This window comes from Microbacterium hydrocarbonoxydans (assembly GCF_023715885.1).
Lineage (GTDB): Bacteria > Actinomycetota > Actinomycetes > Actinomycetales > Microbacteriaceae > Microbacterium > Microbacterium hydrocarbonoxydans_C.
Map to the genome: position 1 here is coordinate 283,462 of NZ_JAMBOY010000002.1, position 23,490 is coordinate 306,951.

Annotated in this window: 23 protein-coding genes; 2 read left to right on the top strand and 21 right to left on the bottom strand. The window is 69.0% G+C overall.

Annotated features, from left to right (window positions below; all coding sequences use genetic code 11):
• Positions 1-34: 34 nt before the first annotated feature.
• The 16 genes from M3195_RS05720 to prmC all read right to left on the bottom strand — a co-directional run bounded on the left by M3195_RS05720 (position 35) and on the right by prmC (position 15,895).
• Positions 35-2,791, bottom strand: a complete 2,757-nt coding sequence (locus tag M3195_RS05720; RefSeq protein WP_251585586.1) for an FtsK/SpoIIIE domain-containing protein — start codon at positions 2,789-2,791, stop codon at positions 35-37.
• 58 nt (positions 2,792-2,849) lie between these two features.
• Complete coding sequence (locus tag M3195_RS05725) at positions 2,850-3,647, bottom strand: PP2C family protein-serine/threonine phosphatase (protein WP_251585587.1); 798 nt, start codon at positions 3,645-3,647, stop codon at positions 2,850-2,852.
• Positions 3,648-3,878: 231 nt separating this feature from the next.
• Positions 3,879-4,667: a large exoprotein gene (locus M3195_RS05730; RefSeq protein ID WP_251586471.1), complete on the bottom strand. Its 789-nt coding sequence runs from the start codon at positions 4,665-4,667 to the stop codon at positions 3,879-3,881.
• 119 nt (positions 4,668-4,786) lie between these two features.
• Complete coding sequence (locus M3195_RS05735) at positions 4,787-5,533, bottom strand: YaaA family protein (RefSeq protein WP_251585588.1); 747 nt, start codon at positions 5,531-5,533, stop codon at positions 4,787-4,789.
• Positions 5,534-5,609: 76 nt separating this feature from the next.
• Positions 5,610-5,870, bottom strand: a complete 261-nt coding sequence (locus M3195_RS05740) for a F0F1 ATP synthase subunit epsilon (RefSeq protein WP_096714664.1) — start codon at positions 5,868-5,870, stop codon at positions 5,610-5,612.
• 2 nt (positions 5,871-5,872) lie between these two features.
• A complete protein-coding gene (gene atpD / locus M3195_RS05745; RefSeq protein WP_251585589.1) occupies positions 5,873-7,327 on the bottom strand; it encodes a F0F1 ATP synthase subunit beta in 1,455 nt (484 codons plus the stop codon).
• A gap of 22 nt (positions 7,328-7,349) precedes the next feature.
• Positions 7,350-8,246 carry a F0F1 ATP synthase subunit gamma gene (locus M3195_RS05750; RefSeq protein WP_251585590.1) on the bottom strand — a complete coding sequence of 299 codons (897 nt, stop codon included), beginning with the start codon at positions 8,244-8,246 and terminating at the stop codon, positions 7,350-7,352.
• A gap of 19 nt (positions 8,247-8,265) precedes the next feature.
• Positions 8,266-9,906, bottom strand: a complete 1,641-nt coding sequence (gene atpA, locus M3195_RS05755) for a F0F1 ATP synthase subunit alpha (RefSeq protein ID WP_251585591.1) — start codon at positions 9,904-9,906, stop codon at positions 8,266-8,268.
• A gap of 47 nt (positions 9,907-9,953) precedes the next feature.
• Entirely contained in the window at positions 9,954-10,745 is a 792-nt protein-coding gene (locus M3195_RS05760) for a F0F1 ATP synthase subunit delta (RefSeq protein WP_251585592.1), read from the bottom strand.
• On the bottom strand, positions 10,745-11,302 hold the full coding sequence (locus tag M3195_RS05765) for a F0F1 ATP synthase subunit B (protein ID WP_096714669.1): 558 nt from the start codon (positions 11,300-11,302) through the stop codon (positions 10,745-10,747). The genes M3195_RS05760 and M3195_RS05765 overlap by 1 nt, the downstream gene beginning before the upstream one ends.
• Before the next feature lie 27 nt (positions 11,303-11,329).
• On the bottom strand, positions 11,330-11,566 hold the full coding sequence (gene atpE, locus M3195_RS05770; protein ID WP_067115091.1) for an ATP synthase F0 subunit C: 237 nt from the start codon (positions 11,564-11,566) through the stop codon (positions 11,330-11,332).
• A 45-nt stretch (positions 11,567-11,611) separates the two neighbouring features.
• Positions 11,612-12,394, bottom strand: a complete 783-nt coding sequence (gene atpB, locus M3195_RS05775; RefSeq protein ID WP_096714670.1) for a F0F1 ATP synthase subunit A — start codon at positions 12,392-12,394, stop codon at positions 11,612-11,614.
• 144 nt (positions 12,395-12,538) lie between these two features.
• Positions 12,539-13,114 carry a hypothetical protein gene (locus M3195_RS05780; protein WP_251585593.1) on the bottom strand — a complete coding sequence of 192 codons (576 nt, stop codon included), beginning with the start codon at positions 13,112-13,114 and terminating at the stop codon, positions 12,539-12,541.
• Positions 13,114-14,283: a glycosyltransferase family 4 protein gene (locus tag M3195_RS05785; protein ID WP_251585594.1), complete on the bottom strand. Its 1,170-nt coding sequence runs from the start codon at positions 14,281-14,283 to the stop codon at positions 13,114-13,116. The genes M3195_RS05780 and M3195_RS05785 overlap by 1 nt, the downstream gene beginning before the upstream one ends.
• Positions 14,280-14,984, bottom strand: coding sequence for an L-threonylcarbamoyladenylate synthase (locus M3195_RS05790; RefSeq protein ID WP_251585595.1), 705 nt, complete (start codon positions 14,982-14,984; stop codon positions 14,280-14,282). Before M3195_RS05790 ends, M3195_RS05785 begins: the two co-directional genes overlap by 4 nt.
• Before the next feature lie 50 nt (positions 14,985-15,034).
• Positions 15,035-15,895 (bottom strand): peptide chain release factor N(5)-glutamine methyltransferase, encoded by an 861-nt coding sequence (gene prmC / locus M3195_RS05795; protein WP_251585596.1) that lies wholly within the window; start codon positions 15,893-15,895, stop codon positions 15,035-15,037.
• A 97-nt stretch (positions 15,896-15,992) separates the two neighbouring features.
• Between prmC and cysK the strand changes: the two genes are divergently transcribed.
• Together cysK and epsC are read left to right on the top strand one after the other, a co-directional pair.
• A complete protein-coding gene (gene cysK / locus M3195_RS05800; protein ID WP_096714675.1) occupies positions 15,993-16,931 on the top strand; it encodes a cysteine synthase A in 939 nt (312 codons plus the stop codon).
• A gap of 8 nt (positions 16,932-16,939) precedes the next feature.
• Positions 16,940-17,509 carry a serine O-acetyltransferase EpsC gene (gene epsC, locus M3195_RS05805; protein ID WP_251585597.1) on the top strand — a complete coding sequence of 190 codons (570 nt, stop codon included), beginning with the start codon at positions 16,940-16,942 and terminating at the stop codon, positions 17,507-17,509.
• A 10-nt stretch (positions 17,510-17,519) separates the two neighbouring features.
• Here epsC and M3195_RS05810 read toward each other — a convergent pair whose 3' ends face one another.
• From M3195_RS05810 to M3195_RS05830, 5 genes are all read right to left on the bottom strand, one after another.
• On the bottom strand, positions 17,520-17,918 hold the full coding sequence (locus M3195_RS05810) for a phage holin family protein (protein ID WP_251585598.1): 399 nt from the start codon (positions 17,916-17,918) through the stop codon (positions 17,520-17,522).
• Positions 17,919-17,949: 31 nt separating this feature from the next.
• A complete protein-coding gene (prfA, locus tag M3195_RS05815) occupies positions 17,950-19,029 on the bottom strand; it encodes a peptide chain release factor 1 (RefSeq protein WP_251585599.1) in 1,080 nt (359 codons plus the stop codon).
• 11 nt (positions 19,030-19,040) lie between these two features.
• Positions 19,041-20,981: a transcription termination factor Rho gene (gene rho / locus M3195_RS05820; RefSeq protein WP_251585600.1), complete on the bottom strand. Its 1,941-nt coding sequence runs from the start codon at positions 20,979-20,981 to the stop codon at positions 19,041-19,043.
• A 212-nt stretch (positions 20,982-21,193) separates the two neighbouring features.
• On the bottom strand, positions 21,194-22,123 hold the full coding sequence (thrB, locus tag M3195_RS05825; protein ID WP_251586422.1) for a homoserine kinase: 930 nt from the start codon (positions 22,121-22,123) through the stop codon (positions 21,194-21,196).
• Between the two features lie 2 nt (positions 22,124-22,125).
• Positions 22,126-23,433: a homoserine dehydrogenase gene (locus M3195_RS05830; protein ID WP_251585601.1), complete on the bottom strand. Its 1,308-nt coding sequence runs from the start codon at positions 23,431-23,433 to the stop codon at positions 22,126-22,128.
• Positions 23,434-23,490: the final 57 nt, after the last annotated feature.

Below are 23,490 nucleotides of genomic sequence, written 5' to 3' on the forward strand. Positions count from 1 at the left end.
CCCGCTCCGCCAGAGGGAGGTCCCGCACGACTCGTCACAAGACCAGCGCATCGAGGACGAGACGTCGCGGGCGCTCGGCCCCGATCACCGACCACACCCTTCCGGCATGGACGAGAGCGTAGGGCGGTAGATCCCGTACACCGACGAGGTGGCGCAGCTCGGGAGCGTTCTCGGCCCGCACGAGGATCTCCCCCTCTTCGCGCAGCCGATGCCACAGCATCCTCTGACGCTGCCAGACGTCGGCCTCGTCGACGAGGATCCACGGTATGCCCTCCCTACCCATCTCGCTGGCGGAAGCAACGTCCTCGGCGCGCACCACCCTCGCGTCGGGGAAGGACAGGTGCAGAGTCTCCACGACCGCTGCGGCACCGGCGGTGACGACCGCGGTCAGGGGCCGAGACGGCGCCCACGAGCGCACGCTCCGCGCCATCCGTCGCCGCGACGATGCATGAAGCGGTTGCTCCGGTGTCCACGCCACCTGCACCTCGCGACCGTCGATGAGCGCTCGGCCCGGCGGACGATCACGCTCGAAGGTCGACGCGTCGCCACCGGCCGCGACGTGATCGGCGCGACTCGGCAGCTGCAGCACCACGCGACGCGGCAGCAACTCGAGGACGCGTGTCGCAGGGCCTCCCCACCGCGATGCGCTGAGGGCGACGCTCGTTCCGGCGTCCCCCCGCAGCAGCCGCTCCCACATCTGCAGGAACGCGACGGCGTACTCCGACGGCAGTGCGCCGTGCACCGCATCGATGTCGTCGCAGAGGATCAACGAGGGACGGGCAGAGGGACTCTCGACGAGTCCGGTCACGGCGTCCCATGCCCCCTCGGGATCCGCCGGCACCCAGGTGACGTCAGCGCACTGGCGAGCGAGCGCTCGCAGCACCGCGGTGCGTCCAGAGCCGCTCTGTCCGATCACGGCCACGCCTCGCTCGACGCCCGGACGGAGCAGCTCGAGAGGCTGGGCTTGATGCGCGGGCACGTCGGCGCGGCCGAGCACGATCGCGCCCGCGGGCACCTCCGCCTCGATCTCAGCCAGCGGGACCACCGCCGGGAGCGCCGGCAGCCACGGGCTGCGGGAAGGTGTCGCGGTACGCCAGGAATCCCCGATGCGGGCGATGTCGTCGCTCGTCGTCTGCGCGACGCGCAACGGCACGGGAATGTCATCGCTCGGCCGTCTCACGAACGCGAGTCCCCGCGCGTCCGGTCCGCCGGTGATGCGGGCGGCGTCGTCGGTGCCGATCACGGCCCGGCTGTCCGCGGCCTCGCTGACGCGAAGGCTCACCCGCAGCGGGCAGTTCGCAGCCAGTGCGTCACGAACGACCCCTGTCGCGCGCTGGGTGCCGAGCACGAGATGCATGCCGAGGGCGCGGCCCCGGGCAGCGATGTCGGTGAAGACGGCGGCGAGCTCCGGGTGCTCCTGCAGCAGGGCCGCGTACTCGTCGATCACGATGACGAGACGCGGCATCTGCACGTCGCGTATGTCTCGGGCTCCGGCGTGAGCGAGCACCTCCTCACGTCGTCGCAGCTCGGCGGTGAGGCTGGCGACGCCGCGGACGGCTCCCCGCCCGTCCAGATCGGTGATCACCGCGGCGACCTGGGGCAGCGTGCGCAACGAATCGAAGGCTGTGCCTCCCTTGAAGTCGGCCAGCACGAACACCATCTCGTCTGGACCATGACGCGCGGCGATCGCCGTCACCCATGTGATGAGAAGCTCGCTCTTGCCCGACCCGGTCGTTCCCGTGACGACGGCGTGCGGCCCGTCCTCGACGAGGTCGACGACCACTCCACCCCTGCGATCCAGCCCGATCACGGCAGGAAGTCCGTGAAGTGCGCGGATCTGCTCGAGATCTGCGAAAGCCACCGCCTCGGGGATCTCCTCCCCCGGTCCGTCGTCGACGATGAGGGAGCTTCCGATCGCGGCAGCCTGCTCGACCGAAAGATACTCGGGCGCCATACCGATGACCCCGTCCGGGGTGCGCAGTGATGCCCGACCCCACCCGTCGAGGTCGACCACCGCCGCCACTCCGTCGGGCACGGGCTCGTCCGAGGCGAGCATCCACACCACGGCATCCGCGTCCGGGCGTCCGTCAGTCGCAGCGATGATGCCGAGGCGGAATGCGCCGCGCCCCGCCGAGGTCGCCTGCGGAAGGGTCGCGAGGCCCACCCTGGCGACGGCCTCGCCGACCACGGCCAGCTGCGCGGTCCCGAAGCGCAAGGACAATTGCACGACGAGTGCCCGAACCATGGCAGCCGCGATGACCAGATCGCCGCGAACTGCGAGTCCGGCGCCGATCGGCACGGCGACCGGCACGTGGTCGATCACAGCGCATCGACGGCGGAACTCCCTGGCCCGCTCTCCGTCGTCTCCCGAGGCGCGAAGAGAGCTGGGTCGAGTGCCGGCACCGACGACGATCGTCGTGGACGCATGGAGCGTCGCCGATGTCCGCAGCGGTGGGGTGAGCACGGCTGCCGCGACATCGGGCTCACGGTGCCAGCGTCGCGTGCGCTCGTCGGCCTGCCTTTCGGCGAGCTCCTCCTCCGCCCGGTGCCACCCGTTCTCCCAGACGGCCTCGGCCTGCGCCGTCGCCTTCCGTCGTGACCGCCGGCCCTCGATGAGGGAGGCGCCGATCATGAGCGGCCCCAGAGCAGCGAAGCAGAGTGAGTACACCGATCCTGTGACGAGCCAGAGCACGACGCCGGCCCCGACGGGCACCAGCGCAGCCAGGAACGGGATCGACTGCTTGGGCGGCGTCGTCGGCGAGGCGGGAAGCGAGATGGGCAGTGAGTCCATCACTCCAGTGGACACCCTGTGAGACGCCGATCCGGCCCTGTCCACAGGGGACGACCCGCTATTCGGAGATGTTCGATTCCGTGGAGGAGGAGTCGTCGTCGACCTGGACGATGACGAGCGTCACGTTGTCGCGTCCGCCGTTCTCCAGGGCCGCGCTCAGCATCGCATCGACGGCCGCGGCGGGGTCGGCGTTCTCCCGCAGGAAATGCTGGATGCCATAATCCGTGAGTTCCTTGGTGAGTCCATCCGAGCAGATCACGAAGCGGTCGCCGGCGCGAACGTCCACCGTGACGTAGTCGGGTGGAGTCAGCTCGCTCGCGCCCACCGCTCGCGTGATGACGTTGCTGTAGGGATGCCCCTCGGCCTCCTCGGGGCTGATCTTCCCCGCGGCGATGAGTTCCTGGACGACCGAGTGGTCGGTCGTCACCTGGATCAGGCGGTCGTCACGAAGGAGGTAGACGCGCGAGTCGCCGATGTTCAATGCGACCCAGCGCGGCTGCTCGTCGTCGAGCTCCAGGAAGACGCCGGTCAGCGTCGTGCCTGTCCCTTCATCCGTGGCCTCGGGATGATCAGCGATGTCGCCGACGGCGAGCTCCAGCGCCCGTTCGATCTCGTCGCGCTGCACGTGACCGGCGGTGACCATCGCCTCGAGCCGCCTGATGGTGCTCTGACTCGCGATCTCGCCGCCGGCGTGTCCGCCCATGCCGTCCGCGACGATGAAGAGCGGATACTGCGCGAAGAAGGCGTCCTGGTTCGTCTCACGGCGGCGTCCGACATCTGTGACGCCGGCCCACGACACCACCAGAGGGTGCCGCGAAACAGTGACGCTGTGCGTCTTCGTCGTCGTCTCAGCCACTCGTCGCCTCCGAAATGCCTCTGGGTCGGGCCGCCCCAGGGTACTCACACATCGTAGTGGACGCCGCTACGCCCAGACGCGCACCCCGGGAGCCTTGAGAAGCGCGGCCACGACACTGGAACGTGAGCATGCCTCCACGCTATCGTCTCCCGCCGACCATCACGCCATCCCCGGGATGCGGAAGAGCCTCCGACCGGGGGTCGGAGGCTCTTCGTGCACTGCGGCGCGGGATCAGGCCGGCGGCTGAGTGGGGTTAGTCGGCGGTGCGGGAGGCGCAGCCGGAGGTGCGGGAGGCGTGGTCGGCGGTGCCGGAGGCACCTGCGGAGCCGCGGGCGGCGCCGAAGGGGCGGCAGGCGGGACGTCGGGGTTCGACGGCGCCGCAGGCGGTGCGTAGCCGGGCTGCGCCGGCGGGGTGTAACCGGGCTGCTGCGGCGGGGCGTAGCCGGGCTGAGCGGGCGGAGCATAACCCTGCTGCGGCTGCCCGTAACCCTGCTGCGGCTGTCCATAGCCGGGACCTGCGACGGCGCTCGGCTGCGTCGGAACGCCGTCCCACACCGTCCTGTCGCCGAAGAAGCCGTTGCCCGCCCAGGGCGCAGGTGCGATGTTCGGGTTCCAGCGCGACTTGTCGAACGCGTTGATGCCGAGCCACACGATGCCGAGGAGTACCCAGAGGATCACCCAGACAGCGTCCTTCTGCAGCTTGAGTCCGATGCGCCAGGCCGCGAGTGCGAGGACCACGGCGAGAGCGATACCCGTGAGGAAGTTGAGGTACGGGATGAGCGACAGGCCGATCGCGATCAGGACGACCCACGGCGACAGGTCTCCGAGCTTCGCGAAGACCATGTAGTTGTAGACCGGTACCCACGCGCGCCACTTGCCCTGCACGCCCGCCTTGTCGAAGATCTTCATCAGGAAGAACGCGACGAGGACGTACCCCACGATCGCGATGAGGAAGCCCACGAGCGCCAGGATGCCGAGGACGGCGGCAGCACCGGTGTCGTAATAGTAATCGTCGTACATGATCCCCTCCGAAATGGGACTGATCGGGCGCTGGCCGCGCCGCGTCACCCACCATATCGGTGTGCTGATATTACGAGCAACGACACACGCGGGGAGGAATCCCCAGGTGTCCACGCGCGTCATTCCGCGACGACGAGCTCCAGCGTTCCCCGATCCGATCCGTCGCGGAGCACGACTCCACGCGACTCCGCCCACGTGCGGAGCGCACCCAGCGAGCGGATGCGAGGTCGATCCTCCGCGAGGTCGCGCACGAGCATCCCCTTCGACTTCTTGTTGAAGTGGTTCAGTGCCCTGCCGTGCTCGGTCACGACGCGCACGTAAGCCGAGTCGACCTCGGCCGGGACCGGACCGAGCGCGACATACGCCTCACTGCGCAGATCGAGGACGAAGTCGGGCTGTTCGGCCGCGATCGCACCGCTCGTCGCCGCCGCCCAGTGCCGTCGAAGCGGCGGGATACCGGGGAGCGCGGTGCCGGCGGCGAGACGATAGGCGGGGATGCGATCGAGCGCGCCGACCGGTCCGAAAGGCGCCGAGTGGATCCACACGTGGGCGGCGAGCCAGCGTCGGGACGCGGGCGGCAGCGAGGTCGGGGCGAGCGCATCGTAGAGCACGCCGGTATAGCGGTCGACGGCAGGCATGGTCGGAGCGGTCTGGATCTCGCGGTTGTGCACGATATCCCCGGCCTGCTTGTCGCTGAGCTTGAGGACGCGCTGGGCCTCGGCGGGGTCGCCGGCGAGGTCGACGAGGGCATCGACCACCATACGACGCGCCTCGTGGAGTCCGGGAAGGACGAGACCTCCCAGATCGAGCGGTGCACCGGAGCCACCCGGGTGCTTGGTCTCCGAGGGTGGGAGCAGGATCTTCAAGGCGCCTCCGCGGGCACAGACGAGTCCGCCCCGGCACCGATGAGGATGCCGAGGCGGACGCGTGGAGTGTTGCTGATCAGGAGATGAGGGCGGCGTTGCCTGCCACGATCGTCAGGTCGTTCCCCTCCATGGAGAGGAATCCGTCCTGCGCGTTGGCGAGCACCTTCGACCCGTCGGTCTGGGTGATCCGGACCTGGCCCTCGGCGAGGATCGCCAGCACCGGCTCGTGGCCGGACATGAAGCCGATCTCGCCCTCGACGGTCTTGGCGACCACGAGGCTCGCCTCCCCCGTCCAGACCTCCGCGTCCGCGGAGACGAGGCTGACATGGAGCGCCATGGTCAGCCGTTCTCCTTCTGGATCTTCGCCCACTGCTCCTCGACGTCGGAGATGCCGCCGACGTTGAAGAAGGCCTGCTCGGCCACGTGGTCGAAGTCACCGCGGGTGATCGCGTCGAACGACTCGATCGTGTCCTTCAGCGGCACGGTCGAACCCTCGACACCCGTGAACTTCTTCGCCATGTAGGTGTTCTGCGACAGGAACTGCTGGATGCGACGCGCACGCGACACGACGATCTTGTCTTCCTCGGAGAGCTCGTCGACACCGAGGATGGCGATGATCTCCTGCAGCTCCTTGTTCTTCTGGAGGATCTGCTTGACCGTGGTGGCGACGCGGTAGTGGTCCTCGCCCAAGTAGCGAGGGTCCATGATGCGCGACGTCGAGGTCAGCGGGTCGATGGCCGGGTACAGACCCTTCGACGCGATCTCGCGTGAGAGCTCGGTCGTCGCATCGAGGTGCGCGAAGGTCGTGGCCGGAGCCGGGTCGGTGTAGTCGTCGGCCGGCACGTAGATCGCCTGCAGCGAGGTGATCGAGTGACCGCGCGTCGAGGTGATGCGCTCCTGGAGAAGGCCCATCTCGTCGGCGAGGTTCGGCTGGTAGCCCACGGCGGAAGGCATACGGCCCAGAAGGGTCGACACCTCGGAACCGGCCTGCGTGAAGCGGAAGATGTTGTCGATGAAGAGCAGCACGTCCTGCTTCTGCACGTCGCGGAAGTACTCCGCCATCGTCAGGGCCGACAGAGCGACGCGCAGACGCGTCCCCGGCGGCTCGTCCATCTGACCGAAGACAAGGGCCGTCTTGTCGAAGACACCCGCCTCCTCCATCTCGTGGATGAGGTCGTTGCCCTCACGGGTGCGCTCACCGACACCGGCGAACACCGACACACCACCGTGGTCCTGCGCGACGCGCTGGATCATCTCCTGGATGAGGACGGTCTTGCCGACACCGGCTCCACCGAACAGACCGATCTTTCCACCCTGCACGTACGGGGTGAGGAGGTCGATCGACTTGATGCCGGTCTCGAACATGGTGGTCTTCGACTCGAGCTGGTCGAAGTTCGGCGCCTTGCGGTGGATCGGCCAGCGCTCCGTGACCTCGATGGTCTCACCGGGCTCGCCGTTGAGGACCTCGCCGATCACGTTGAAGACCTTGCCCTTGGTGATGTCACCGACGGGGACCGAGATGGCCTCGCCCGTGTCGCGGACCTCCTGGCCGCGGACGATGCCGTCCGTCGGCTTCAGGGCGATCGCGCGCACCAGGTCGTCGCCGAGGTGCTGAGCGACCTCGAGCGTGATCTCGGTCGACTCCTCACCGAGCGAGATCGTGGTCTTGAGGGCGTTGTAGATGTCGGGGATCGAGTCGTGCGGGAACTCGATGTCGACAACCGGACCGTTGACGCGTGCGACGCGCCCGACGACCGCGGTCGCCGGCTGGTCAGCCGTGGCGGTGGTGGTCATTTTCGTCTCTTTCCTGATGGTCTTAGCTCGAGGCGAGTGCGTCGGCGCCGCCGACGATCTCCGCGATCTGCTGCGTGATCTCCGCCTGGCGCGCGTTGTTGCGCAGACGGGTGTAGTCGGTGATGAGCTTGTCGGCGTTGTCGCTGGCGGACTTCATCGCCTTCTGCGTCGCGGCCTGCTTGGCGGCGGACGACTGCAGGAGGGCGTTGAAGACGCGGCTCTGGATGTACACCGGCAGGATCGCGTCGAGAACGGTCTCGGCATCCGGCTCGAACTCGTAGAGCGGGTAGACGGTGCTGCCCGCCTCCGAGTCGTCGGCCTCCGTGATCTCCAGCGGCAGGAGACGGACGGACTCCGGCGACTGCGTCATCATGCTGACGAAGCGGTTGTACACGAGGTGGATCTCGTCGACGCCGCCCTCGTCCGCACCGCGCGAGAAGGCCTCGAGCAGCGTGGCCGAGATCTCCTCCGCAGTGTGGAACGACGGGGTGTCGGTGTCACCCGTCCACTCCGCAGCCGCTTCGATGCGACGGAACTGGAAGTACCCGACGGCCTTGCGGCCGATGAGGTAGAACACCGGCTCCTTGCCCTGCTCCCGCAGAAGCGCGGCCACCTCGAGACCCTCACGGAGGATCTGCGAGTTGAAGGCTCCGGCGAGACCGCGATCCGACGAGAAGATCACGACCGCGGAGCGGCGGATGTTCTCGGGCTCACGGGTGAGCGGGTGGTCGACGTTCGAGTGCGTCGCGACGGCCGACACGGCCCTCGTCACGGCCCGCGCGAAGGGGCTGGACGCCTTGACGCGTGCCATCGCCTTCTGGATGCGCGAAGCCGCGATGAGTTCCATCGCCTTCGTGATCTTCTTGGTCGTCTGAGCAGAAGAGATCTTCTGCTTGTAGACCCTGAGTTGAGCGCCCATGAATCAGTTCCTCACGCGATTACGCGCGACGACCCTTGACGATCTTCTCCTGGTTGACGTCCTCGGCCTCGGCCGCGGCGTGCTCCTCGTGGCCGGGGGCGCCGATGGCGTTGCCCTTGCCGCCCTGGAACTCCAGGATGAAGGCGTCCGTCTGCTTCTCGAGCTCCGCGACCGTGGCGTCGTCGAGGACGTTGGTCTCGCGCAGCGTGTCGAGCACCGAGGTGTTGCGACGCAGGTAGTCCAGGAGCTCGCGCTCGAACCGCAGCACGTCCTCGACCTCGATCGAGTCGAGCTTGCCGTTGGTACCGGCCCAGATCGATACGACCTGCTCCTCGACGGGGTACGGCGAGTACTGCGGCTGCTTGAGCAGCTCGGTCAGACGCGCACCGCGCGAGAGCTGACGACGCGACGCGGCGTCGAGGTCGGAGGCGAACATCGCGAAGGCCTCGAGCGAGCGGTACTGCGCCAGCTCCAGCTTCAAGGTTCCGGAGACCTTCTTGATCGACTTGACCTGGGCGTCACCGCCGACTCGCGAGACCGAGATACCCACGTCGACCGCCGGACGCTGGTTGGCGTTGAAGAGGTCGGACTGCAGGAAGATCTGGCCGTCGGTGATCGAGATCACGTTGGTCGGGATGTACGCCGAGACGTCGTTCGCCTTGGTCTCGATGATGGGAAGGCCCGTCATGGAACCGGCACCGAGCTCGTCGGAGAGCTTCGCGCACCGCTCGAGCAGGCGCGAGTGCAGGTAGAAGACGTCACCCGGGTAGGCCTCGCGGCCCGGCGGACGACGCAGGAGCAGCGACACGGCACGGTACGCCTCGGCCTGCTTCGACAGGTCGTCGAAGATGATGAGGACGTGCTTGCCGCCGTACATCCAGTGCTGGCCGATGGCCGAGCCGGTGTAGGGGGCGAGGTACTTGAAGCCGGCGGGGTCGGACGCCGGAGCTGCGACGATCGTGGTGTACTCCAGAGCGCCGGCCTCTTCGAGCGCGCCCTTCACCGAAGCGATGGTCGAGCCCTTCTGTCCGATGGCGACGTAGATGCAGCGGACCTGCTTGTTGACGTCGCCCGACTCCCAGTTGGCCTTCTGGTTGATGATCGTGTCGATCGCGATGGCCGTCTTGCCGGTCTGGCGGTCGCCGATGATGAGCTGACGCTGGCCGCGGCCGACGGGGATCATCGCGTCGATGGCCTTGATGCCGGTCTGCATCGGCTCGTGCACCGACTTGCGCTGCATGACGCCGGGGGCCTGGAGCTCGAGCTCGCGGACGCCCTCCGTCGCGATCGCGCCGAGGCCGTCGATCGGGTTGCCGAGCGGGTCGACCACGCGGCCGAGGTAGCCGTCACCGACGGGGACCGAGAGGACCTCGCCCGTGCGGGTGACTTCCTGACCCGCCTCGATGCCGGTGAAGTCGCCGAGGACGACGACGCCGATCTCGTGCTCGTCGAGGTTCAGCGCGAGACCCTTGGTGCCGTCGGCGAAGGTCACGAGCTCGTTCGCCATGACGCCGGGCAGTCCCTCGACGTGGGCGATGCCGTCGGCCGCGTCGATGACGGTGCCGACCTCGGTCGCCGCAGCCCCGGTGGGCTCGTATGCCGCGGCGAAGTCCTTCAGCGCGTCACGGATGACGTCGGGGCTGATCGATAGTTCTGCCATTGTCTTCCCTTTGTATCTGGGTGCGCGGTTCCCCGCGCGAAGTCGTGTTAGCCGGCGAGCTTCTGGCGAAGATCGGCGAGACGGGCGGAGATGCTGCCGTCGATGACGTCATCGGCGATCTGCACGCGCAGGCCTCCGACGACGGCGGGGTCGATGACCTCGTTGAGCGCCACGGTTCCTTCGTAGCGACGCGAGAGCGCGTCACTCAGCCGTGTGCGCTGAGCCTCGGTGAGCGACTTCGCGGTGTACACCGTGGCGACGACGCGGTCGCCCTGGCTGGCCACGATGCGCATCGCCCTGGAGAGCAGCTGGCGCACACGGCGCTCGCGGGGCTGGCGCACCAGAGACGAGACGATCAACGCCGTGGAGGCGCTGGTCGCTCCGCCTGCGAGCAGACGGTCGATCAGCGAACCCTTCGCGTCTTCTCCCCCGAGCCGGCTGCCGAGCGCGAGCTCGAGCTCCGGGTTCGCGGCCACCACGCGGGTGAAGCCGAAGAGCTCCCCCTCGATGTCGGCCTTGGGGTCTGCGAGTGCTGCGGCGCGGATGGCGAGTTCCTCGATGCCGTCCGTCAGCTCGGAGGCCGACGACCAGCGCTCGGCGACAGCCGCCTTCAGAACGCTCTGCGTGTTCTGCGAGAACCCGCCGAACACCGCTGCGACGACGTTCTGTCGCGCCACGGCCGCGGCCGCGGGGTCGGCGAGCGCGCCGCTCAGCTGGGACGACTCGGCCACGGCGCGGGCGGCTGCGAACAGCTCCTGCGCCGTGTCGAGGGTGACGTCCGTCGCTGCGGCAAGCGCCTGAGTGGATGCCGCGAGTGCCTGAGTGGTCGCGCTGCCCATTACTGAGCCGCCTTCTCGGATGCTTCGAGATCGGCGAGGAAGCGGTCTACGACAGCCGTCGCACGTGCGTCGTCGGAGAGGGTCTCTCCGACCACGCCGCCGGCGAGGTCGATCGCGAGCGTGCCCACCTCGCTGCGGAGCGACACGAGAGCGGTCTGACGCTCGGCCTCGATCTGCGAGTGCGCTGCGGCGGTGAGGCGAGCGGCCTCGGCCGCGGCGGTCTCCTTGGCCTCGGCGACGATCTTCTTGCCGTCCTCGCGGGCGGCCTCGCGGATCTCACCGGCCTCGGTGCGAGCCTCGGCGAGCTGACGCGTGTACTCCTCGAGCGCGGCCTCAGCCTGCTTCTGAGCCTCGTCGGCCTTCGCGATGTTGCCCTCGATCGCGGCGGAGCGCTTGTCGAGCATCGCCGTGAAGCGGGGAAGGGCGACCTTCCACACGACGACGAGGATGACGATGAACCACAGGCCCGACCAGATGATGTCGTACCACGCGGGGATCAGCGGGTTGTGCGCCGCCTCACCCTCAGCCGCGAGGTTCGTGACAAGAGCGTTCAGCATCCTGTCTCCTTCAGAAGTCGGTTCGGATTACGGGAAGGGGATGAATCCGACGGCGATGCCGACGAACGCAAGCGCCTCGGTGAAGGCGATACCGATCCACATGAGGACCTGCAGGCGACCGGCCAGCTCGGGCTGACGGGCGACGCCCTCGATGGTCTTGCCGACGACGATGCCCACACCGATGGCCGGGCCGATGGCTGCGAGGCCGTAGCCGACCGCCGCGATGTGACCGTTGATTTCAGCGAGAACCGTAGTAGCGTCCACGGGTTTTTCCTTTCGTTGGGTGGGAAGGCAGTTTTGCCGACCCGCTCAGTGCTCTTCTGCGACCGCGAGCTGGATGTAGACCGCGGTGAGGACGGTGAAGACGTATGCCTGCAGGACGGCGACCAGGATCTCGAAGAGGGTGAAGGCGCCGCCGAAGGCGAGGGTTCCGATACCGAGGGCGGCCCAACCGCCGCCAGCGGTGAAGAAGAAGAACTGGGTGGCCGCGAAGCACAGCACCAGCAGCATGTGACCGACGACCATGTTCATCAGGAGTCGGAGCATCAGGGTGACCGGACGGATGATGAACGTCGAGAGGAACTCGATCGGGGTCACGATGAAGTAGACCGGCCACGGGACGCCCGAGGGGAACAGCGCGTTCTTGAAGAAGCCGCCGGGGCTCTTCTTGATGCCGGCGTAGATGAAGGTGACGTAGCTGACGAGGGCGAGCGTCAGCGGCACGGCCGCGATGCTGGTACCCGCGATGTTCAGGAATGGGATGATGCCCGTGATGTTCATGAACAGGGTCATGAAGAAGATCGTGGTGAGGATCGGCAGGAAGCGGTTGCCGTCCTTGCGGCCGAGCAGGTCGTGCGCGATGCCGCCGCGGACGAAGTCCAGCCCCATCTCGACGACGCTCTGGAAGCGACCCGGGACGACCTTCATGCGGCGCGTCCCGAGGACGAGCAGCAGGACGACGACGATCACCGAGAGCAGCTGCACCAGGTGGATCCGGTGCACGGGGATCCCCGCGACGGTGAAGAGGATCTCCGGGAAGAACTCGTCGATCGAAGGTCCGTGGAACTCGCCGTCGGAGGCAAGTCGGGGCATCAGGGTCGCAGCAAGATTAAACAGCGCGGGCTCCAGCTTCGGGGCACCGGATCGGACCGGGGCGACGATGGTCGGTGTGCTTCTGCGCAAGCGCTCGCGGGCGAGCGGCGGGCACGACTCAACACTATCAGAATAAAGGGTGTCCTAAGACCGCGCGGAGTCCTCTGCGGGCCCATCCTCCGAGCTCTCGTTCCGCACGCGGTGGTGACGGCCGGGAGCGCGGTCCTCGGGCACGACGGTCGGGAGCTCGACCCCGGGCGCGCGGTCGGACGGCGCTTCCGTCGGGAGGGACGCATCGCTCACGTTGGGGAGCCGCATGCGGGTCAGCACGACGACATCGATTCCCAGCGAGACGATCACCCCGGCGACGATCGACAGGAAGAACACCATCGGGTGGATCCACGGCTGACCGCTCAGCACGATCATGATCACGACGAACAGGCCGAGCTTGAGCAGCCATCCGCCGAGCACGATCGCGAAGAAGAACTGCACGTAGAGCGGGTCGCCGAACCAGCGGTTGGCGATCAGGATGCTGAGTGCCGTGATGCCGAGGAACAGCATCGCGAGCACGACGCCGAGCAGGCCGCTGACGAGCCCCTCTCCCCCGCCGACGACGAGGCCGACGAGGCCCGCGACGACAGCGAGCGCCACCATCGCGACGGCGGACCAGACGAGGGTCCTGCGCAGGATCGGGTTGCTGGACACGGGGTTCGGGCTCATCAGGACTCCAGGGAGGTCGGGTCGGGCTCGGGGGCTGTCGCCGGCTTCGTGCGACGAGAGGGCATGAGGGTGATGACGAGGCAGGCCGCGATGCCCACGACGCCGAAGGCGACGCCGGGGAGGTACTGCCCCGGCCAGTCCTCGCGAGCGCCGACGTACATCAGGAGGACCGCGAACGAGATGACCGCCGTCCACGCGTAGAAGATGAGGACGGCGTCGCGGTCGCGGTGCCCGAGATCCAGCATCCGGTGGTGCAGGTGCTTGCGATCGGGTGAGAACGGGCTCTTGCCGGCGTTCATGCGGCGGAGCACGGCGAGGCCGAAGTCGAGCAGCGGCAGCAGCACCACCAGCAGCGGCAGCAGGATCGGGATGAACGCCCCGAGCAGCTGGGAACGCCCCAATCGTTCGAGGTCGAGCGCCGACGGCTCCAGCTGACCGGTCACCGCGACGGCCGACGTCGCCATGAGCAGTCCGAGCACGAGTGCGCCGGAATCACCCATGAAGATCTTGGCCGGGCTCCAGTTGAACGGCAGGAACCCGATGCAGGCGCCTATCAGGACAGCTGCGAGGAACGACGCGAGGTTGAAGTAGCTCGACGCTCCGGTGTCACGGGTGAGGATGTACGAGTAGGCGAAGAAGACGCCGTTCGCGATGAGGCAGACGCCGGCGACGAGGCCGTCGAGTCCGTCGATGAAGTTGACGGCGTTCATGACGATCACGATCGCGAACATCGTGATCGTGATGCTGAGCCAGCTCGAGAACACGATGAGGTCGCCGAACGGCAGGGAGAGGATCTGCAGGCCGCCACCCACCGTGATGATCCCGGCGGCGAGGAACTGCGCGCCGAGCTTGATCATCCAGTCCAGGTCCCAGAGGTCGTCGACGACGCCGATGATCGCGATGAGAAGGGCGGCGGCGAGCACCGACCACATCGTCTGCGGCGGCATCCAGATCGTCGCGAAGAACGGGTTGAACGCCGAGATGCCCATGGCGGCGGCGATGCCGAGGAAGATCGCGACTCCGCCGAGCCGCGGCTTCGGCGTGGTGTGCACGTCGCGCTCGCGGATCTCCGGGTACAGCTTGAACCGCAGGCTCACCCTCAGGACCACCCACGTGAGCGCGAACGTGATCGCGGCGGTGATGAGGACCGTGAAGAGGTACTGCTTCACGAATCCCCGTCCGCTTCGTCGCTCGGCTCGGGCTCGAGCAGATCGCCGAGCACCTCTTCGAGCCGCTCCCGGCTGACCGCACCCTGGCGGAGGATGCGCGCGCGACCGGTCGCCTGCTCCATGCCGCGGGGCACGAGCGAGGTGGCGTCGACGATCGTGGAGGCGATGCCCTCGCGACTGATGCCGTCGGCGAGGTACACGGCGACGCTGTCGCCCAGCATCCGCTCGGCGTCGTAGGCAGAGATCGCGGCGTCGCGCCCGGTGAGGTTGGCGCTCGACACCGCGAGCGGTCCCGTCTCGGCCAGCAGCTCGAGTGCGACGCGACCCTCCGGCATCCGCACGGCGACGGTGCCCTCGGTCTCGCCGAGATCCCAGACGAGGGACGGCTGCGCGGGCAGGACGATGGTGAGACCGCCCGGCCAGAACTCGTCGACGAGTCGCTGGACCGGCTCCGGCACCGACTCGGCGAGGGCGACGAGGGTGTCCTTCGAGCCGATCAGCACGGGCGGCGGCTGGTTGCGGCCCCGCCCCTTGGCGTCGAGGAGCCGCTGCACGGCTGCGGGCGAGAAGGCGTCGGCGGCGACGCCGTAGACGGTGTCGGTGGGCATGACGATCAGCTCGCCCCTGGCGATGGCCTGGCGCGCGTGACGCATGCCGGCGAGGAGCTCGGACTCGTCGCCGCAGTCGAAGATGGTGGACATGACCCTCCGATTCTAGACGGCGGGCGCCTGTGCGACCGGTGACGACGCCGTCACGGCCGCAGGGCGGTGGTCGCCCTGTCGCGCAGCGTGAGATCGCGGTGGGTGGCCGCCGCGCGCCAGCCGTCACGGGTGAGGATGCTGCGGATCTCCTCGCCCTGCAGCTCGCCGTGCTCGATCACCAGCAGACCGCCGGGGCGCAGCAGCTCGAGTGCGCGGATGCTGAGCACGCGCACGATGTCGAGGCCGTCCTCGCCGCCGTACAGCGCCATGGCCGGATCGAACAGGCGCACTTCAGGGTCGCGGGGCACCGCGGCGTCCGGAACGTACGGCGGGTTCGAGATGACGACCGATGCCGTGCCGTCGAGGTCGCGGAACGCCTCGCCCAGGTCCTCGTTCACGAGGGTCAGGTTCGCCGCCCCGCTCGTGTTGCGCTCGGCCCAGGGGAAGGCCTCGGGCGAGAGTTCGGTCGCGAAGATCCGCGAGTGCGGCACCTCGGAGGCCATGGCGAGGGCGATCGCGCCGGAACCCGTGCCGAGATCGATGCCGATAGGGTCCGGCTCCGGGGCCGCGAGCAACGCGTCGATCGCGAACTGCACCACGGTCTCGGTCTCCGGCCGCGGCACGAAGACCCCCGGACCGACGGCCAGCTCGAGATGGCGGAAGGGCGCGGTTCCGGTGATGTGCTGCAGCGGCTCCCGTCCCTCCCGACGGGTCACGAGCGCGTCGAGCGTCACGGCATCCGCTTCCGACACGACATCGCCCAGAACGGTCGCCGCCTGCACCTCCCCGCGACGGACGCCGAGGACATGCCCGGCCAGGAGCTCGGCGTCGACCAGCGGATCGGGGACGCCCGCGGCGGCGAGCCGCGCCGCGGCGGCGCGCACGAGAGCGGCGAGAGAGGTGTCGGGCATGCCCTCCAGCGTAGAGCGCCGCACCCGTCACATTGACTCCCCGCACCGGTCACTCGCCTAGGCTGGAGCCCAGTCACCCGCACAGGAAGGCGCACTCATGCCCGGCATCCACTCCGACATCACCACGGCGTTCGGCAACACCCCGCTGGTCCGCCTCAACCGGGTGACCGAGGGCCTCGACGCCACGGTGCTCGCGAAGCTCGAGTTCTACAACCCTGCCTCGAGCGTCAAGGACCGCCTGGGGATCGCGATCGTCGACGCCGCGGAGGCGTCAGGCGAGCTGAAGCCCGGCGGGACCATCGTCGAGGCGACGAGCGGTAACACCGGCATCGCCCTCGCGATGGTCGGTGCCGCACGCGGCTACAAGGTCATCCTCACGATGCCCGCGTCGATGTCGAAGGAGCGCCGGATGCTGCTGAAGGCATTCGGCGCCGAGCTCGTGCTCACCGATCCCACCAAGGGCATGACCCACGCGGTCGCCGAAGCCGAGGCGATCGCGGCGAAGACCCCGGGGGCTGTGCTCGCCAAGCAGTTCGCGAACGAGGCGAACCCGGCGATCCACCGCAAGACCACCGCGGAGGAGATCCTGCGCGACACCGACGGGCACGTCGACTACTTCGTGGCCGGCATCGGCACCGGCGGCACCATCACCGGCGTCGGCCAGGTGCTCAAGGAGCGCGTCCCCGGCGTCAAGGTCGTCGCCGTGGAGCCGAAGGACTCGCCGATCCTCACCGAGGGCCACCCCGGGCCCCACAAGATCCAGGGCATCGGCCCGAACTTCGTGCCGCCGATCCTCGACCGCGAGGTGCTCGACGAGGTCATCGACGTGACCTTCGACGACGCGATCCGCGTCGCCCGCGAGACCGCGGCCGGCGAGGGCATCCTCGTGGGCATGTCGAGCGGCGCCGCGATCTGGGCCGCTCTCGAGATCGCGAAGCGTCCGGAGGCCGCCGGCAAGACCATCGTGGTGATCATCCCATCGTTCGGCGAGCGATACCTGTCGACGGCTCTGTACGAGCACCTGCGCGAGGCCTGATCCACCCGATGAACGTCATCGGTCGAGTGCGCGAGGACGTCGCCGCCGCGCGTCTGCGCGACCCCGCGGCGCGGAGCGCCGTCGAGGTCGCGCTGCTCTACCCCGGACTGCACGCGATCTGGGCGCACCGGGTCTGGCACGCGCTGTGGCGCCGTCGTCTTCGGCTGCTGGCCCGTACCGGATCCCAGATCTCCCGGTGGCTCACGGGCATCGAGATCCACCCCGGAGCACGCATCGGACGACGGTTCTTCATCGACCACGGCATGGGCGTCGTGATCGGCGAGACGGCCGAGATCGGCGACGACGTCATGCTGTACCACGGCGTCACGCTCGGGGGCCGGACGCGCGATTCGGGCAAGCGCCACCCGACCCTCGGCGACGGCGTCGCCGTCGGAGCGGGGGCGAAGATCCTCGGTCCGGTGACGATCGGAGCGCATTCGGTGGTGGGCGCGAACGCCGTCGTCACCCGCGATGCGCCGGCCGACAGCATCCTTGTCGGCGTTCCGGCGAAGCCCCGGGGTCGCCCCGTCGGAGAGGACACGCGGGCGCTGCTGACGGCACCCGAATACTCGATCTGATCGGGCGGAGTCAGCGGCGGCGCTCGGCGTCGGGCTTCTTCAGGAAGAGTCGGGGCAGAAGCACGCTGCCCAGGGCGGTGACGATCCACACGATCAGTGCCCCGAGCAGCCATCCGGACGCGTCGACGATGCGGAGGCCGCCGAACGGCAGCAACACGACCACCACGAGGGCGACGAGCGTCGAGATGATCCCCATGCCGCCGACCAGGGCGGGCGCATGGCGGTGGGCGAGACGGCTCGCGATCGGGGCGAGGATGCTCTGCACGACGGCGAAGACGACGATGCAGACGACGAAACCCCACCACCTGTCCCATTGGATACGGAACCCGTCGAGCAGGAGGTCGGCGACGATCAGCCCCAGAGCTGCTGAGACCAGATACATCGCTGCGCGGAACAGGAACGCGATCACGGCCCGAGCCTAGCGCTCGGCCCGCGCGGGGTCAGCCCTCCGAGCCCACGGCGGCGATCCGGGCCTCTTCGTCGGCCTGGATCGCGCTCTCGATGATCGGCTCGAGGGCACCGTCCATGACCTGATCGAGGTTGTACGCCTTGAATCCGGTGCGATGGTCGGCGATCCGGTTCTCAGGGAAGTTGTATGTGCGAATGCGCTCCGAGCGGTCCATGCCCCGGATCTGCGACTTGCGCGCGTCGGAGGCCGCGGCATCCAGCTCCTCCTGCTGCTTCGCGAGGAGCCGCGCACGGAGTACGCGCATGGCGGCCTCGCGGTTCTGCAGCTGCGATTTCTCGTTCTGCATGGAGACGACGATCCCGGTAGGCACGTGCGTGATGCGCACCGCGGAGTCGGTCGTGTTCACCGACTGACCGCCCGGCCCCGATGACCGGAACACGTCGATCTTCAGGTCGTTCTGGTTGATCTCGATCTCATCGGGTTCGTCGACCTCGGGGAAGACGAGCACACCGGTGGTCGAGGTGTGGATGCGGCCCTGCGACTCCGTCGCCGGCACGCGCTGCACCCGGTGCACTCCGCCCTCGTACTTGAGGTGCGCCCACACACCCTGCGCCGGGTCCGACGACGAGCCCTTGATCGCGACCTGGACATCCTTGTAGCCGCCGAGGTCGGACTCGTTGCGCTCGAGAAGCTCCGTCTTCCAGCCCTTCGACGCGGCGTACTGCACGTACATGCGCAGCAGATCGGCTGCGAACAGCGCTGACTCGGCACCGCCCTCCCCCGCCTTGATCTCCATGATCACGTCGCGGGCGTCGTCGGGATCGCGCGGTATCAGCAGACGACGCAGCTTCTCCTGCGCGGTCTGCACTCCCTGCTCGAGGACCGGCACCTCGTCGGCGAACGCCTCGTCCTCCCGCGCGAGCTCGCGTGCGGCCTCCAGATCGTCGGATGCCGCGACCCACGCCTCATGCGCCGCGACGATGCGCGACAGCTCGGCGTAGCGCCGGTTAACACGCTTGGCACGCGCGGCGTCGGCGTGCACCGCCGGGTCGGATAGCTCCTCCTGCACCCGGCGGTGCTCGTCGATCAGAGTCTGGACGGACTCGAACACGACCGGCTCGCTCAGCGGATGTTGTTGTCGTGCCCGTGGCCGCCGGCGGGCAGCGTCGGGATCGACTTCTGCATCTGCACGAGGAACTCCACGTTCGAGTGGGTCTCCTTCAGCTTGCCGAGCACGACCTCGAGGGCCTGCTGCTGGTCGAGGCCGGCGAGGGCGCGACGCAGCTTCCAGGTGATCTTGACCTCGTCGGCCGACAGCAGCATCTCCTCGCGGCGGGTGCTCGACGCGTTGACGTCGACCGCCGGGAAGATCCGCTTGTCGGCGAGCTGACGCGAGAGGCGCAGCTCGCTGTTGCCCGTGCCCTTGAACTCCTCGAAGATGACCTCGTCCATCTTGGATCCGGTCTCGACGAGGGCCGTGGCGAGGATCGTGAGCGATCCGCCGTTCTCGATGTTGCGCGCAGCGCCGAAGAAGCGCTTGGGCGGGTACAGTGCCGACGCGTCGACGCCGCCCGTGAGCACACGGCCCGATGCCGGCGCGGCGAGGTTGTAGGCACGGCCGAGACGCGTGATCGAGTCGAGCAGCACGACGACGTCGCGACCCAGCTCGACGAGGCGCTTGGCGCGCTCGATCGCGAGCTCCGCGACCGTCGTGTGGTCCTCCGCGGGACGGTCGAACGTCGACGCGATGACCTCGCCCTTGACCGAGCGCTGCATGTCGGTGACCTCTTCGGGGCGCTCGTCGACGAGCACGACCATGAGGTGCACCTCGGGGTTGTTCTGCGCGATCGCGTTGGCGATCTGCTGCAGGACGATCGTCTTGCCGGCCTTCGGCGGCGCGACGATCAGACCGCGCTGGCCCTTTCCGATCGGCGCGACGAGGTCGATGATCCGCTGCGTGAGCTTCTCCGGCGCCGTCTCGAGGCGCAGGCGCTCCTGCGGGTACAGCGGGGTGAGCTTGCCGAACTCGACGCGCGTGGCGGCGTCGTCGACCGACAGACCGTTGATCGAGTCGACCTTCACCAGGGCGTTGTACTTCTGACGGCCCTGCTGCTCTCCCTCTCGCGGCTGCTTGATGGAGCCGACGATCGCATCGCCCTTGCGGAGGTTGTACTTCTTCACCTGGCCGAGCGAGACGTAGACGTCGCTCGGTCCGGCGAGGTAGCCGGTGGTGCGCACGAACGCATAGTTGTCGAGCACGTCGAGGATGCCGGCGACCGGGATCAGGACGTCGTCCTCGCCGATCTCGGTCTCGAACTCGTCGGTCGGCGCTCCGCCGCGGCGCTTGTTGCGCTGACGGTTGCGGCCGTTGCCGCCCTGCTCGTCGTCGGCCGGAGCGCTCTGCTGCTGCTCCTGCTGGCCGTTGCCGTTCTGGCCGCGTCCGCGGTTGCGGCTGCGGTTGCGGCTACGGCTGCGGCCGCCCTGCTCGTCGCCGCCCTCGGTGTTGTCGGACGTGGAGTCGCCGGACGGCTGCGCGTCGGCCGGAGCGGACTCGGCCGGCTTCTCATCGGCCGGAGCGGCGTCGACGTCGGCGGCGGCGGGCTTCTTGGCGGTGCGACGACCGCGGCCCTTCTTGGGCTCCTCGGCCTGCGCGGGTGCGTCGACCGGGTCAGCGGCCTCGGCGGGCTTGTCGTCGGTCGCCGGTGCGACGGGAGCCTCGGCGGACTCGGCCGCGGGCTCGGCGTCGGCCTTCTTCGCACGGCTGCGGCGCGGGGCCTTCGCCTTCGGCGCCTCCGCCTCGGCGGCGGGTGCCTGGTCGGATGCCGGCGCGGCCGGGGTGTCGGATGCCGACGCCGCGGGGGCGTCGGACGCCGGAGCCGCGTCTGCGCTCTCGGCGGCCTTCTCGGCCTTCGCCGCCGCGCTGGCGGTGGTCGCCCGGCGCGGGGCGCGCTTGCGGGCAGGCGCCGCGGGCGCCTCGGCCGCGGTGTCGGATGCCGCGGCGGACGCCGGGGCTTCGGCGGCCGGAGCCGCCTGGTCGTTCTGGGTCTCGGAGAAGTTCTCCACGAGTGCTCCCTCTTTGGTCTCGAAGACATGAGCGGTACACGCGCAACGGGTGCTGCGCGCGATCGCACGGGCTGACGCTCGGCGCCGGCCGACCTCAGCACTGTGATCCCGGAGCGACGACCTCTCGAGAGAGACGGCGTACTGGGAAGATCAGTGCATCAGGGGTTCACGTGCGGTTCTTGCAGAGTTGCAATGGGGCCAGATTCACGAAACTACGTGGAGCCCTCCGCTCGGTTCCCCACTGTACCACCACGCACGTCGACGGCGAGCAGCAGCGCCTCCCACGGGGTGTCGGTGGTCGACGCGGCCAGTTCCGCGGCATCCTGACGGCTCCCAGGTCCGTCCGCGAGCACGAGCACGCTCGGCCCCGCCCCCGAGACCACCGCGGCGAAGCCCGCTGCACGCAGCGCCTGCACGAGCCGCTGCGTCTCGGGCATCGCCTCGGCGCGATAGTCCTGGTGGAGGCGATCCGCCGTGGCGTCGAGCAACAGCTCAGGGCTCTGCATGAGCGCCGCGATCAGCAGCGCCGACCGCGACACGTTGAACACGGCATCCGCCGTCGACACCTGCGGCGGCTGCAGCGACCGCGCCTTCGACGTCGACATCGTGTACGACGGGACGAGCACGAGAGGCGAGACACCGCGGTGCACGAGCAGCTTCTTGTGCTGGGGGCCCCGCTCGCCCATCCACGCGATCGTGAGCCCGCCGAACAGGGCGGGAGCGACATTGTCGGGGTGTCCCTCGATCTCGGTCGCGAGGCGCAGCATGTCGGCGTCCTCGATCTCGACGTCGCCCTCGAGCAGCCCCTTGGCCGCAAGGATTCCGGCGGTCACCGCGGCTCCGGACGAGCCGAGTCCTCGGCCGTGCGGCACACCGTTCTCGGCGACGATGCGGAGCCCGGGCATGTCGCGGCTGACGTCGGCGTAGACGTGGGCGATCGTGCGCACGATGAGGTTCGACGCGTCGCGGGGGATGTCCTCCGCTCCGGATCCGGACACCTCGATCTCGAGCTCGCCCGCGGGCAGCTCCGTGACCAGGAGGGTGTCGTACACGCTCAGGGCGAGGCCGAGGGTGTCGAAGCCGGGGCCGAGGTTCGCGCTGGTCGCGGGGACCGTCACCTCGACGGTGCGCCCGAGGCCCATCGTCACTCGCCCTCGACGCGGAGCACTGAGACCACACGCTCGACGACCGCGCTCTCGGCGAGGGCGTCGACGGTCGCGCTCAGCGCCTGCTCGGTCGCGCGGTGAGTGCCGATGACCAGGCGGGCCGTGGGCTCGGCCTCGCCCTCGACGGTCTGGACCACGGTGGCGACGGAGACGCCGCCGTCGCTGAGGATCCCGGCGACCGTGGCGAGCACGCCGGGCGCATCGGAGACCTCGAGCGTGATCTGATACCGCGTGGTGACGTGCCCGATGGGGACGATCGGAAGGTTCGCCCGCGTCGACTCCCCCACGCCGACACCGCCGGCGATGTGGCGGCGCGCCGCCGAGACCACGTCGCCGAGCACCGCCGAGGCCGTCTGCACGCCGCCGGCGCCCGCGCCGTAGAACATGAGCGACCCGGCGGCCTCCGCCTCGACGAACACCGCGTTGTTCGCGCCGTGCACCGAGGCGAGCGGGTGCGAATGCGGGACGAGCGCCGGGTACACGCGCACCGAGATCGACTCGGCGCCCTCGGCCCCGAGGCGCTCGCACACGGCGAGCAGCTTGATCACGAAGCCGGCGGAGCGGGCCTCCTCGATCATCGATGCGGTGATCGAGGTGATTCCCTCGCGGTGCACCGCGTCGAGCGGGACGGCGGTGTGGAACGCGAGGCTCGCGAGGATCGCGGCCTTCTGCGCGGCGTCGTAGCCCTCCACGTCTGCCGTCGGGTCGGCCTCGGCGTACCCGAGGCGCTGCGCGTCGGCGAGGACGTCCGCGAAGTCGGCCCCTTCGGTCTCCATGCGGTCGAGGATGTAGTTGGTCGTGCCGTTGACGATGCCCATGATGCGCACCACCCGGTCGCCGGCGAGCGAGTCGCGCAGCGGGCGGATGATCGGGATCGCGCCCGCGGCTGCGGCCTCGTAGTAGACCGAGGCGCCGACGCGGTCGGCCGCCTCGAAGAGCTCGGGGCCGTGCGTGGCGAGCAGCGCCTTGTTCGCCGTGACGACGTCTGCCCCGGATCCGATCGCCTGCAGGATGCTCGTGCGCGCCGGCTCGATGCCGCCGATCAGCTCGATCACGATGTCGGCGCCGACGACCAGCGATTCTGCGTCGGTCGTGAACAGCTCCCTCGGCAGCTCGACGTCGCGGGGGGCGTCGACGTCGCGCACGGCGATGCCCGCGAGCTCGAGCGCGGCGCCCGCGCGGTCGGCGAGTTCGTCGCCGTGCCGCAGCAGAAGGGCGGCGACCTGGGAGCCGACCGCGCCGGCGCCCAGCAGCGCCACCCGAAGTCGTCGGTACTCAGTCGTCATTGCTTCTCCTTCGGAGGGTGGATCGGTGGTGCTGTGCGTGAATCCGGCGTCGAGGCC